General features: G+C 50.4%; 15 protein-coding genes. All 15 read right to left on the bottom strand.

Annotation, left to right across the window (positions count from 1 at the left end; all coding sequences use genetic code 11):
• Position 1: 1 nt before the first annotated feature.
• On the bottom strand, positions 2-868 hold the full coding sequence (locus tag KQJ23_RS13110; RefSeq protein WP_216479330.1) for a UbiA-like polyprenyltransferase: 867 nt from the start codon (positions 866-868) through the stop codon (positions 2-4).
• A gap of 3 nt (positions 869-871) precedes the next feature.
• A complete protein-coding gene (locus KQJ23_RS13105; RefSeq protein WP_216479329.1) occupies positions 872-1,585 on the bottom strand; it encodes a demethylmenaquinone methyltransferase in 714 nt (237 codons plus the stop codon).
• A gap of 10 nt (positions 1,586-1,595) precedes the next feature.
• Positions 1,596-2,465, bottom strand: a complete 870-nt coding sequence (locus tag KQJ23_RS13100; RefSeq protein ID WP_216479328.1) for a heptaprenyl diphosphate synthase component 1 — start codon at positions 2,463-2,465, stop codon at positions 1,596-1,598.
• Positions 2,466-2,797: 332 nt separating this feature from the next.
• Positions 2,798-3,340, bottom strand: a complete 543-nt coding sequence (locus tag KQJ23_RS13095) for a hypothetical protein (RefSeq protein WP_216479327.1) — start codon at positions 3,338-3,340, stop codon at positions 2,798-2,800.
• 92 nt (positions 3,341-3,432) lie between these two features.
• Positions 3,433-3,678: a trp RNA-binding attenuation protein MtrB gene (mtrB, locus tag KQJ23_RS13090; protein WP_216479326.1), complete on the bottom strand. Its 246-nt coding sequence runs from the start codon at positions 3,676-3,678 to the stop codon at positions 3,433-3,435.
• A gap of 91 nt (positions 3,679-3,769) precedes the next feature.
• Positions 3,770-4,042, bottom strand: a complete 273-nt coding sequence (locus KQJ23_RS13085; protein WP_216479325.1) for an HU family DNA-binding protein — start codon at positions 4,040-4,042, stop codon at positions 3,770-3,772.
• A 273-nt stretch (positions 4,043-4,315) separates the two neighbouring features.
• Positions 4,316-5,794, bottom strand: coding sequence for a stage IV sporulation protein A (gene spoIVA, locus KQJ23_RS13080; protein ID WP_216479399.1), 1,479 nt, complete (start codon positions 5,792-5,794; stop codon positions 4,316-4,318).
• 407 nt (positions 5,795-6,201) lie between these two features.
• Positions 6,202-6,945, bottom strand: a complete 744-nt coding sequence (locus KQJ23_RS13075) for a DUF3939 domain-containing protein (RefSeq protein ID WP_216479324.1) — start codon at positions 6,943-6,945, stop codon at positions 6,202-6,204.
• A gap of 30 nt (positions 6,946-6,975) precedes the next feature.
• Positions 6,976-7,332 (bottom strand): 2Fe-2S iron-sulfur cluster-binding protein, encoded by a 357-nt coding sequence (locus KQJ23_RS13070; protein ID WP_216479323.1) that lies wholly within the window; start codon positions 7,330-7,332, stop codon positions 6,976-6,978.
• Positions 7,333-7,344: 12 nt separating this feature from the next.
• Positions 7,345-7,959: a nucleotidyltransferase family protein gene (locus KQJ23_RS13065; RefSeq protein WP_216479322.1), complete on the bottom strand. Its 615-nt coding sequence runs from the start codon at positions 7,957-7,959 to the stop codon at positions 7,345-7,347.
• Between the two features lie 34 nt (positions 7,960-7,993).
• Positions 7,994-8,173 (bottom strand): DUF2768 family protein, encoded by a 180-nt coding sequence (locus KQJ23_RS13060; RefSeq protein ID WP_216479321.1) that lies wholly within the window; start codon positions 8,171-8,173, stop codon positions 7,994-7,996.
• 129 nt (positions 8,174-8,302) lie between these two features.
• Positions 8,303-8,575: a stage VI sporulation protein F gene (locus tag KQJ23_RS13055; RefSeq protein ID WP_216479320.1), complete on the bottom strand. Its 273-nt coding sequence runs from the start codon at positions 8,573-8,575 to the stop codon at positions 8,303-8,305.
• 308 nt (positions 8,576-8,883) lie between these two features.
• Positions 8,884-9,924, bottom strand: a complete 1,041-nt coding sequence (locus tag KQJ23_RS13050) for an NAD(P)H-dependent glycerol-3-phosphate dehydrogenase (protein WP_283571181.1) — start codon at positions 9,922-9,924, stop codon at positions 8,884-8,886.
• Positions 9,917-10,528 carry a glycerol-3-phosphate 1-O-acyltransferase PlsY gene (plsY, locus tag KQJ23_RS13045; RefSeq protein ID WP_216479318.1) on the bottom strand — a complete coding sequence of 204 codons (612 nt, stop codon included), beginning with the start codon at positions 10,526-10,528 and terminating at the stop codon, positions 9,917-9,919. Before plsY ends, KQJ23_RS13050 begins: the two co-directional genes overlap by 8 nt.
• A gap of 15 nt (positions 10,529-10,543) precedes the next feature.
• Entirely contained in the window at positions 10,544-11,866 is a 1,323-nt protein-coding gene (der, locus tag KQJ23_RS13040; protein WP_216479317.1) for a ribosome biogenesis GTPase Der, read from the bottom strand.
• Positions 11,867-11,973 lie beyond the last annotated feature (107 nt).

The following is an 11,973-nucleotide window of genomic DNA, read 5'->3' as shown; positions in this document are numbered from 1 at the left end:
TTTACTGCACCACCAGATCAATCAGAGTAAAGGAAAAGACGACGATGCTAAGCACCCCGTTCATGGTAAAGAAGGATGTCTGCAGGCGGCTAAGATCCGCAGGAGAGACAATATAGTGCTCATAGAACAAAATCAGGTAAGCGATAACCATTCCCGCGATGTACCACCAGCCAAGCTGGCTTAATAACAACAGTCCAATAAAGCCGATAGCGGTCGCGATATGGAACGCCTGGGCGATCTTCAAAGAATTCGCTACACCGAACCGGACCGGGATTGAATTCAAGCCTTCCTTGGTGTCGAACTCCACATCCTGACAGGCATAGACGATGTCAAATCCGGCGATCCAGAATACAACCGTCCCGTACAACACCCAAGCCGCAGCATCCACCTTCCCTGTAACCGCTACCCATCCGCCAAGCGGCGCTAGGGCTATGGTTAAGCCAAGGACAAGATGGCACAACCAGGTGAAGCGTTTCGTATAAGAGTAAAGCACCAGCATGACTACCGCGATCGGCAGCAGCTTCATCGACAAAGAATTAAGCTGGGAGGAAGCCCAGAATAAAAGTGCAAAGGATGCGACTATGAAAATAATAACTTCACCGATCTTCAAAAGTCCGGCCGGGATAGCTCGGTTCGCCGTCCGCGGATTCTTGGCATCGCTGGCCCGGTCGATCAGGCGGTTCAAGCCCATCGCCGCGCTGCGGGCACCGAACATCGCCATGAGAACCCAGCCGATCTGTGCCCAAGTCGGCATTGAATGGTTGACCGTAACAGCACCGAGGAGCGTGCCCATAAATGCAAAGGGAAGTGCAAAAACCGTATGCTCGAATTTTATCATTTGCAGAAAAATGCCTATTTTCCTAACCATACTCTACTCCTTCTTGCCAATATGCAGTGCGGCAATACCGCCGGTTAACGCATATGCTTCTACTTCGGCAAGTCCGGTCTCCCGGAATATATCTGCCAGTTCTTTGCGGCCCGGGAACTGAACAAGCGAATCGGGCAGCCACTTGTATTGCTCGTATCGCTTGGCAATTAATCGGCCAAGCATCGGCAGCAAATGCTTGAAATAAAAATAATAAATTCCTTTGAAAGGCTGCCAGGTCGGTTTGGACAGCTCCAGACATACAACCATACCGCCCGGCTTGACGACCCGCTTCATTTCCTGAAGCACCTGTCTCAGGTCCGGTACATTGCGGAGCCCGAATCCAATCGTCGCATAATCGAAGCTGTTATCTTCGAACGGCAGCGACATGGCGTTCCCCTGAATCAAAGTGATCTTCGATTCTATTCCCTGCTCCTTAATCTTCGCGCGGCCAATCTCCAGCATATTATCGCTAAAGTCAAGACCGGTAATCGGTCCCTGGCTTGCCTGCGCCATGCTGATGGTCCAGTCGCATGTGCCGCAGCACAGGTCGATCGCTGAATCCCCATGCTGCATATTCATTTTGTTCATTGTGAATTTGCGCCAGGCCTTGTGCCGCCTGAAGCTTAAAATATCATTCATGATATCGTATTTGGGAGCGATGCTCTCGAACACCGAATGAACAAACCGCTCTTTTGTCTCAGCCTGGTTGCTGTTCATGTCCAAGACCTCACCCTTCCTGCATCATCTGATGTTCCGGCGCAAGCGCCAATCTCACAGGTTCAAGCACAGCAGCAAGCTCAGCCCGCAGCTTGTCTCCCTGACATTCTCCAATCAACTGCTCCACCTTGTCCGCCGAATGTCTCAGCATCGTCAGAAGCTGTTCCTTGATCGTATACTTGTCAAGCAATTGATGCCATTCCCCTGTTTCAAGGCCGTCTCGCGAAATTCGCTCCTTGTCCTCTGCTGTAGCCGATTCCAAAATTCTCAGATACGCAAAGCCCTTACGTTCTGAAGGAGACGTCATGCTCTGCTTAATCTCTTCCATCACAACTTCGCAATGGCTGAGCTCCTCCAGCAGCAAATCCCACACATTCCGGACCGATTTATCCATCTGTTGAGAAAAAGAAAGGAACAACGTCATTTTTAGCTTAACACGTTCCTTCACATAGGCTTCGGCTGGAAGCAACATGCGCTTCAAGCTATTATATAGGCGCACCTTAAGCCGGTTCACTTCGCAAATGGCTGCGCTCATGGAGTTCACCAGACGGATCTGACCGCTATGCGCCAGAAGCTGATAGAACACGCTGCTGAAGTAATCTCCAGCAAGCACCTTCAACTGGCGGGAGCGCATTTCCTTCTCTTCCTTTTGCCTGTCTTCAACATCAATCGTGTCATGCGTATCCAGACCTAACTGCACGAGGAAGGCCGCCAGCGGGCCGGCTTCTGTCAGCTGTCTGGAATACTGCTCCCGATGGTTCAGGAACGTATAAAGCAAACGAACACGGGGTACCGGGAAATCCGGAAGCTCCGTGTGAGTGGAAATCATGTCATAGTCGACATATTTTCGAGCCAATTCGGTTATGTGATCAGGTCTCATCATCTGCCTCCGAGCTGCTATATAAGGACATTCCTAACCGGTTAAGTGCGCGTTCAAAAAGTCAGGTTTTTAGCACCGAGAAGGTTGCGAGAACCCGAAGAAGGAGGAACGGAGTGTAGGCAGAACCTACATGAACGAAATGCTTCCAAAGGAAGCATGCCTCGTAAGCATCCGCTTGGACTTCGTGGGTGAACGCAAGATTCGACGCCGAATCAACGCCTTGGAACGCTTCGTGATCAAAAGCTGATTTTTTTTGAACTACCTCTTTAAGCTTCAAGAATGTCACAATCTTGTCTATTATAGCACATGTTCATATGGAGCGCACGGTACGATCAATCAGGAATATGCTCCTTCCAGAGATGTGTCACCGTAATTCTGAACCATCTGATTAGTGACGGGGAAAGCTCCTCTTGAACGGGATTCCGAAGCTCTTCTAAAGCCTGTACCGGCCAGGCTCCCCGACGGACATCCGCTGCAAGCAGTAAGTACCTGGTGCCAAGCCATTGATCCTCGGCAATTAACCTTAGCAGCAGCTGGTCGATGTTGGAGGTATCCTCCATAGCGAATGAAATGACCTCCGCCATGCTCCGATACAATTGCTGTTTAACGAATTGTTCCTCGGCTACCCGCAGATCGATCGAAAGAATTTGACCATTCAAATCCACCTTGGCGATGCGCACCGGCAATTCAAGAGAAGCCAAGCCGTCCACCAGATTATCATCGGTCAGTACGAAGGAAGGGACAGGGGCAGCGACTGAAGCAGCAGAAAGCGCTCCGCCCTGCGGCAAGATTCTCCCCGGCCCGATTAACCAAGCGCATAGTATGACAGTGCTGACGGCAACTAATAACGAACGGATCAACCATTTCTTATCCATGGGCAGCGCTCCCTCCGTCCATTTAACCTCTAGATTGTTGTCCCTCATTTTATTCTACAAAAGAAAAAAGCAGGCTATGCCTGCTTGTGCAATTATTCCTCGGTATTCACGACGCCATACTTGGTGTACACAACAGCCTTGCCCCTGATCTTGACCGCAGAAGTGTGGTCGGTGAACTGGGCGATCAGCACCTCGCCTTTGTCGAGTTTTTCCGTATGATGAAAACGGGTGTCCTTCCCGCGGGTCAGACCGATCACGGTAACCCCCTGGTCTTTGGCTTTCACGACAAAATAGTCGCCGCCCATTCCTTGCTCGCTTCCTTGTCCGGACTGCTCCATGACTGTAGCTCCTTCCCGTTCTGGAATTCAGAAGAAAGGCCCGTGAACACTAGTGCCCACGGACCTTGATCACGGAAGATATGTAGAAATCTTATTTGATTCCGTCTTTGAGCGCCTTGCCAGGCTTGAATGCCGGGATTTTGCTCGCAGGAATTTCGATTTCTTCTCCGGTTTGCGGGTTGCGGCCTTTACGAGCGGAACGCTCGCGAACTTCAAAGTTACCGAAACCAACCAACTGTACTTTATCTCCGCTTTGAAGCGCGTTAGAAATCGCTTCAAAAACAGCATCTACTGCTTTAGTAGCGTCTTTCTTGGACAATTCAGTGCTTTCAGCAACTTGCGAAATCAAGTCGGTCTTGTTCATTAGGATTCACCTCCCTAGTAAATTTGAAATCCATTCTGATATACTGTGTTTCCGTTTTGCCGTAGATTATACGTTGAAGCGGACAGAATAGGCATATTTCTCCTGGAAATCCGCCATTTGCCATCGTTTCAAGGCGCGGAACAAACTTATAGTAATACAGCGGATTAATATTTTCAAGTGAATTAAGTCCCGATTTATTGAATTCCATGCGAAATACACATCAAAAAGCCGGCTGTAAGCCAGCCGGCCTGTTGATTAATCCGTCTATAACCGTTACAAAATAATCGCGATCAAACCGCCCGAGCCTTCATTGATAATCCGCCCGAGTGTCTCCTGGAGCTTATAGCGCGCATTATCCGGCATCATGGCAATCTTGCCTTGGATTCCTTCTCTGACAATCGAGTGAAGCGATCTGCCGAAAATATCGGACTCCCAAATCTTGATCGGATCATTCTCAAAATCCTGCATCAGATAGCGAACCAGCTCTTCGCTCTGCTTCTCGGTGCCGATGATCGGAGCAAACTCGGATTCCACATCCACACGAATCATGTGAATCGAAGGAGCTGTTGCTTTTAGTCGGACACCGAAGCGAGAACCTTGGCGGATCAGCTCCGGCTCGTCGAGAGCCATTTCTGCGAGAGAAGGAGCAGCAATTCCATAGCCGGTTGTCTTGACCATCTCCAGTGCCTCGGAGAAACGGTCATATTCCCGTTTGGCATGACTGAAATCCTGCATCAACTGGAGCAAATGATCCTTGCCGCGGATCTCTACCCCCACAACTTCCATCAAGATTTGGTCGTACAGATCATCCGGGGCATACAGGTCGATCTCCGCTACGCCCTGACCCATATTCATACCGCTAAGTCCTGCACGGTCAATGAATTCGTATTCCATGAAATTATTGACGACACGATCCACGTCGCGAAGTCTGCGGATATCCTTGACCGTATCGCGAACCGAGTTCTCATAGTTGCTGCGCAGCCAGTGATTCTCGTTCAGCACCATAACCCAGCTTGGAAGGTTCACATTCACTTCATGTACAGGGAATTCGTACAATACTTCTCTGAGCACGCCGGTAACATCTTCTTCAGTCATTGTAGCTGCGCTAAGCGTGATGACCGGAATGTCATATTTGGCAGCCAGCTCTCCACGAAGCTGTTGCGCTTCTTCGCTGTTTGGCCGGGTCGAATTGATGACGAGTACGAACGGCTTGCCGACTTCCTTGAGCTCGGCAACCACCCGCTCCTCCGAATCCACATAGGAGTATCTCGGGATATCGGCAATAGTTCCGTCGGTCGTTACGACCACACCCAGTGTGGAATGTTCCTGAATCACCTTGCGGGTTCCGATCTCGGCCGCTTCCTGGAATGGAATCGGCTCCTCGAACCATGGCGTGGAAATCATCCGGGGGCCGTTCTCATCCTCGTACCCCTTCGCTCCCTCTACGGCATAACCAACGCAATCCACAAGCCTGACGTTTACCTCAAGTCCTTCCGCCACCTTGATCTGTACCGCATTATTGGGCACAAACTTTGGCTCAGTCGTCATTATCGTCTTTCCTGCAGCGCTTTGCGGGAGCTCATCCACTGCCCGGACCCGGTCTGCCTCACTTGCGATATTCGGGAGTACGACCGTTTCCATAAACCGCTTGATAAATGTAGATTTGCCGGTGCGGACAGCTCCGACGACACCCAGATAAATATCCCCTCCGGTACGTTCGGCAATGTCCTTAAAAATGTCTACTTTCTCCAATACCACTGATATCCCCTCCTCAAATTTCGCCGAAGGAAAAATGCTTTGAGAGCATCCGCTTCGTTATTCACCAACAATTTGCATACCGCAGCTGGGCAGGAGCGGTAGCTCCCGTAACCCGCGTCCGCCGCCGCTTTACCTGGTGTTGAAAGATCACAAACGAAGCGGCGCCACTCGTACATGCTTTTGGACTAGTACCATCTTATGTACAAGATGAAGTTTTATGACAGAATCCCCGTCATCTCCGGTCCTTTTTTTGATCCTGCGCCTGCCGCGGGCAGGACAATGATTTTTCCGCCATATTGAATGCGTATGAATGGGGAATACGCAATATGCAATGTTTTTTTGCAAAAGAAAGCCGCTCCCGGCCAACTGGCCCAGGAACGGCTTGTTTCACAGCTAATAAATTACTCCGGTTGGGGGATCGGTCGATTATCCTCCCAAAAATAAGGCAAGGATTTCACGGGAACGAAGTAGGATTGCTCAGTCAGCATTTCCCGAATATCATAGTCATCGGAAGGCGTAATTCCCGTGCGTTCAACAATCTGCATCAAGTCCGGAGCATAGTCCACATAGACTTTGCCCTTATCGTTGATCAGATAGTTCAGTTCCTGGCCGGAGTACACGCTTTTCAGCACATAGTCCTTCCCACCAATGGCCTTCAAATCGACCATACGTATTCCTTCCGGTAATTCCCCGTTTTCCTTCTCTACAGGCAGGGCGCCTCCCTGCTGCTCCCGGTATTTGGCGGCCAGCCGCTCAACATCATTGACATACTGGACCGTCGTCAAATCCATGATCTTGATAACAGGGTCGAGCTCTTCATTTTGAATGAGAAAATAGACGCTTCCCCCGTTCTCAAAGGCAGCTTGAGGAATTGACTCCAGATATCCTTGCTTCAGCAGCAAAGCCAGATCTATCCGAAACTTCTCATACTTCGGCGTCTCCTCGGAAGGGGTTATTAGAGGAAGGAGTTCGTGCTCGCTCTGGTACTGGTCTACAGCAAGCTGGATTCGGTTCACACTCTCACGATAGGCATCTGAAGGATTCTGCTGCACTGCCTCCCGATACAGACAACCTGACAGCAGTATAGCAAGGGCAACCGGGGCCAGCATGATTTTGACTAATGAAGCACAATGATTTCGATGCATACCTGTTCTCCTTGGGCATAGTTATAAGGCTTACCATAGCTCATCCGGGCCTTGTGCATTCAGTTCCATCTGTCTGCGGATCGCAGCCTTGAGCGGGTTCTCCGGCAGTCTGATCGCTGCGTCTCCAAGAACCTTGCACTGACAGGCAAGCCTTGTCCCCTTTTCCAGCTCCGCCATTCCCAGCTTGCGCCGCTCCGCAGCAGAAGGAGGAGATAAAGCGGCAGCGCTATCCTCTTCGACCTGGATCTTGCACATCATACAAGATGCCTTTCCTCCGCATCTCGTGGGCATTGCGATCCTTGCTTTATGAACAGCCTGCAGCAAGCTTGTGCCGATTCGCACTTTAATCGGCTTCTCAGCCGGATAAAAGGTTACTTGCGCTTCCATCTATACGGCCTCCTATCCTTCTACGGCCCAGGGGAAAAGCTCTCTGATTAGATGCAGATGGGCTTCGCTCCAAGAATTATTCCGAATTAATGTCCCTAATGATGCGGCATGCTGCTTCGGCTCCCTTGCCATGGCATCGGCAACGGCCCTGTAACGATCTGGACGTGAGCGGAGGATATTGAACACCAGCTCATGAGAAAGAGGCATCAGGGGCAATTCTCCTTTAGCAGAGTCCAGCTTGGTCTGGCAAGCAGCAGGAGCAAGAACCTCTTCGACCTCGGTCAAATAAGAAGATGAGTCCGTGACAATCCGGAAGCCTCCAACCAATTCCACGGTATATTCGCCCAACCGGTAGTGACTTAATCTGGAACTGTAGATTCCGCTCTCATCCAGAGTCGGCTCATCCATTGCCAGGTCGAGCAGGAGCTCATGGAGAATCGGGACATGCCGATCATCTGTGTACACATCGATATCGCGAGGCAGCGAAGAAAGGGCAACCTCTTGCAGCCATAAGGCGCAGCTGCCGCCCAATACCCAGGGAACTTCAGCAAATTCAAGTCGCTTTTGAAGGAGACAAAGCGCTTTCAGCAACTCTGAAGCCAATGTGTCATCTTGCTGGATTCTCATGATTTAAACCTCTTCCCGTTCTTCCCTGATCTGGTCAGGTGATTGACACCAGCCCCGCCAGAAACCCGGCAACCATAATCACAAAGGCAAACAGCGACAGCAAGCCGCGGATAATCCCCTTCGTCTTGGTCCTGGCAAATGTGATCAGAAATACGGACAAGCCCATTACAAGCAGGGCGGCCAAGGACAGCCACATTTTTGTCATCGGATCCATACACTTAACACTCCCAATTCTATTGGCGTGAACTGATTATGATAAATATTATAGCACAAAAAAAAGCCCCGTTTGAAGCTAGAGCTTCCAACCGGGACTGCCAATTACAAGTTTCAACTAAACTTCGTTTTACTTCTTCAACATCAGTTTCATCAAGGCTTCCATGTTGGATGGATTCATTCCGCTTTTCTTGACCGCTGCAACAATTTCATTGACCGTGCTCTCAGTCACAGGAACCTTCGCCATGGATGAAACCTGCTTGATCAGCTTGCGAAGCTCAGCCTCATTCTGCATTGTGGAAGGCTTTACCGTACCGGCCAATTTTTTGACCGCACCTTCGGTTATATTTTTACCTGTCTTTTTATTGATTGCACTCAGCGCATCCTTGGAAACTTTGCCCATGCTCTCGCCTCCTCCGTGTCCTCCCCAACAGTGTATGAGGCGTTCACGAAAAAGGTCCTGGGCGGCCGCGGATTGTCTACATCGGTTGAACTAAAGATTATGCATGCTGAGGCAACGAGTGAAATGTTCTTCCGATCGCTGTTGTTCGCGGATTTCTCTAACTGAACCAGGGACGTTTAAGGTAGAAATCCACTCACAAAGGCGAACGCTCCCGCCTTATGCTTCCGAAGCAGCTTTCTTACAGAAAGCTTTTAACATTTTACACTTATGCCCTTTCCATGCAGCTTATTTAGTTCAACTTACACGGCTCAGCTGTGCCACTGCTCCCAGGTTTCGATCGACATCATTTCCATCTCCGTCTTGCGGTCACGCCCCATCAGCGCTTCGACTGCCGTCTTCGGATTCATCCCTTCAAACAGCACATGATATATTTGGCTCGCAATCGGCATTTGCACCTGGTATTTCTCAGAGATCGTATATGCAGCTTTGGTTGTACGAATCCCCTCCACGACCATGCCCATGGACGAGAGCACCTGATCCAGCGGTGTCCCCTCGCCAAGCATGAATCCGGCCCGCCAGTTCCGGCTGTGCTTACTTGTAGCTGTTACGACAAGGTCACCGACTCCGGCAAGCCCGGCAAACGTAAGTGGATTCGCCCCCATCTCAACACCGATACGAGTAATTTCGGCCAATCCGCGGGTCAGCAGCGCGGCCTTGGCATTATCCCCGTAGCCAAGCCCGTCAGACATCCCTGCACCCAGTGCAATAATGTTCTTGAATGCTCCGGCAAGCTCTGCCCCCAGCATATCCCGATTTGTGTATACACGGAAATAGGAATGCATGAACAAGTCCTGGGCCTTGGCAGCCTCTTTGTCATCCAATGAAGCGACTACAACAGTAGTCGGACAGCGCTTGACGACCTCTTCCGCATGGCTCGGACCGGACAGGACAACAATCCTTCCTTCTTCACATTCAAGCTCCTCGGAGATAACCGTTGAGATACGCTTCAAGCTTTCTGTCTCGAAGCCTTTAGTAGCATGGACCACCAGCATGTTTTCGCTCCAATAAGGCTTCAGCGAACGAGCAACCTCTCTCGCTGCAGACGAAGGAGCAACTATGACAACAGAGCTGGCTCCCCGCACCGCCGCCTCCATATCGGTCACAGCAACCAGATTGGACGGTAGTACAACTCCCGGCAAGAAGCGCTCATTCGTATGGCGCTCATTGATCTCCCGGCACTGTGCTTCATTACGTGTCCAAATATTCACATCTATGCCCTTGTCGGCCAGAACGCTGGCCAGAGCCGTTCCCCAACTGCCTGCTACCAGTACAGCAGCCTTCTCAGACAATGCGAGTTCCTCCTTTGGATCCAAGTTTGTTCTCTTTGCCATGAATGATCTTCACAATATTTGTGCGATGCCGCCAGAAGGCAAACAGACAGATGACGAGACTAGCCCAGAAGTAGGCTCCGACCTCGCCGCTAATCAGCAGGAATATCGGTGTTAAGAATACAAAGATCAGGGAACCAAGCGAAACAAATCTCGTAAACACGATGGATAGGATCGCGATGATCCCGGCGTAAAACGCTGGGAAAAATGCCAGCGTTGCCATAACACCAATGGTCGTAGCAATTCCTTTGCCGCCGCGGAAGCGGAAATAGAGCGGCCAGTTATGGCCGATAATCGCAGCGATACCACAGATTGCGGCTACCCATTCCGAGCTGCCGCCAAGCCAGCGTCCTATCCAGACAGCTGCAATTCCCTTCAATACATCCAGTGCCAGCACTAAAATAGCCGGGCCCTTGCCTAGAACACGCAGAGTATTCGTTGCACCGGCATTCCCGCTCCCATGTTGCCTTATATCAATTCCCTTAAGCCCTTTGGCCAGCACAACGCTGAAGCTGACCGAACCGAGCAAATAACAGGCGATAACAGCTATGATCGGTAATATCACTTGTGTCCTACTCCCCTAACCTTCGTCAGACTTCCGGCGAGTAAACAACCGGATTGGCGTTCCTTCAAAATCAAAGGCAGCCCGGATTTTGTTCTCCAGGTATCGCTCATATGAGAAATGCATCAGCTCCGGATCATTCACAAATACCACCATCGTCGGCGGTTTTACCGCCACTTGGGTTATATAATTGATCCGCAGTCTGCGGCCCTTGTCTGTCGGAGGCGGATTAATGGCAATCGCATCGGACACCACATCATTAAGCAGATGCGTCTGAACCCGCTTCGTATGTTGATCAGCAACATGCTGAACGACCGGCAAAAGCTTGTGAAGACGCTGCTTAGTCTTGGCAGAGAGGAAAACAACCGGTGCATACGTCATAAACAGGAAGTGATCTCTGATCTTCTGTTCGAATTGATGCATTGTCTTATCGTCCTTTTCGACAACATCCCACTTGTTAACGACAAAAAGCGCAGCCTTGCCAGCCTCGTAAGCATAGCCGGCAATATGCTTGTCCTGCTCAATGATTCCTTCCTCGCCATTTATAAGCACAAGCACAACATCTGAACGTTCAATTGCCTTCATGGCTCTCATGACACTGTATTTCTCCGTGCTCTCATACACCTTGCCGCGTTTTCTCATTCCCGCCGTATCAATCAGGACATATTTTTGCCCGTCCTTCTCAAACGGAGTATCGATCGCATCTCTCGTCGTGCCCGCAATATCGCTTACTATAACGCGCTCTTCGCCGAGAATGGCGTTTACGAGTGAGGATTTACCTACATTCGGACGGCCAATCAGAGCAACCCGAATTACATCGTCTTCATATTCTACGTCCTCTAGCTCCGGCAGGTTATCGACGATGGCATCAAGAAGATCCCCTACGCCCGTTCCGTGGCTTCCCGACACCCCGATGGGTTCGCCGAATCCAAGGTTATAGAATTCATAGATGTTATCCATTCGACCGATATTGTCGACTTTATTGACAGCCACAATAACCGGCTTGCCTGAACGGAACAGCAGCCCAGCGACTTCCTCGTCTGAACCTGTTACCCCCGTCTTGGCATCACACATAAATACAATGACATCCGCTTCTTCAATCGCCAGCTCCGCCTGCATGCGGATCGACTTAAGAATCGGTTCCTCATCATCCAATTCAATACCGCCCGTATCGATGATGCTGAAAGGCTTGCCGTTCCACTCCGCAGTCCCATAGATCCGGTCACGCGTGATTCCCGGCTTGTCCTCCACGATGGCCAGACGGTCGCCAATAATCCGGTTAAATACGGTGGATTTACCTACATTCGGCCGGCCGACAATCGCCACAACTGGTCTTGCCATGCGCATTCCTCCTTGTTTCTTTTCTCTATCTCATCAACGCATCAGCTGTAAGCCTGCATTGCTTTTCATCGACATCATCATAGCAAAAAAAGCATGCATATGCTAAC

The organism is Paenibacillus brevis, from assembly GCF_018919145.1.
Classification (GTDB): Bacteria; Bacillota; Bacilli; order Paenibacillales; family Paenibacillaceae; genus Fontibacillus; species Fontibacillus brevis.
Note: the sequence above shows the minus strand (reverse complement) of the source record. Positions and strands in the feature narration are given on the sequence as shown.

Excerpts from the sequence above, each read along its gene's own strand:
- KQJ23_RS13055 (WP_216479320.1), bottom strand. The coding sequence starts at position 8,575 with ATGGGCAAAGTTTCCAAGGATGCGCTGAGTGCAATCAATAAAAAGACA.
- der (WP_216479317.1), bottom strand. The coding sequence starts at position 11,866 with ATGGCAAGACCAGTTGTGGCGATTGTCGGCCGGCCGAATGTAGGTAAA.
- KQJ23_RS13060 (WP_216479321.1), bottom strand. The coding sequence starts at position 8,173 with ATGGATCCGATGACAAAAATGTGGCTGTCCTTGGCCGCCCTGCTTGTA.
- KQJ23_RS13100 (WP_216479328.1), bottom strand. The coding sequence starts at position 2,465 with ATGAGACCTGATCACATAACCGAATTGGCTCGAAAATATGTCGACTAT.
- KQJ23_RS13065 (WP_216479322.1), bottom strand. The coding sequence starts at position 7,959 with ATGAGAATCCAGCAAGATGACACATTGGCTTCAGAGTTGCTGAAAGCG.
- KQJ23_RS13070 (WP_216479323.1), bottom strand. The coding sequence starts at position 7,332 with ATGGAAGCGCAAGTAACCTTTTATCCGGCTGAGAAGCCGATTAAAGTG.
- KQJ23_RS13075 (WP_216479324.1), bottom strand. The coding sequence starts at position 6,945 with ATGCATCGAAATCATTGTGCTTCATTAGTCAAAATCATGCTGGCCCCG.
- KQJ23_RS13105 (WP_216479329.1), bottom strand. The coding sequence starts at position 1,585 with ATGAACAGCAACCAGGCTGAGACAAAAGAGCGGTTTGTTCATTCGGTG.
- KQJ23_RS13085 (WP_216479325.1), bottom strand. The coding sequence starts at position 4,042 with ATGAACAAGACCGACTTGATTTCGCAAGTTGCTGAAAGCACTGAATTG.
- KQJ23_RS13095 (WP_216479327.1), bottom strand. The coding sequence starts at position 3,340 with ATGGATAAGAAATGGTTGATCCGTTCGTTATTAGTTGCCGTCAGCACT.
- mtrB (WP_216479326.1), bottom strand. The coding sequence starts at position 3,678 with ATGGAGCAGTCCGGACAAGGAAGCGAGCAAGGAATGGGCGGCGACTAT.
- KQJ23_RS13110 (WP_216479330.1), bottom strand. The coding sequence starts at position 868 with ATGGTTAGGAAAATAGGCATTTTTCTGCAAATGATAAAATTCGAGCAT.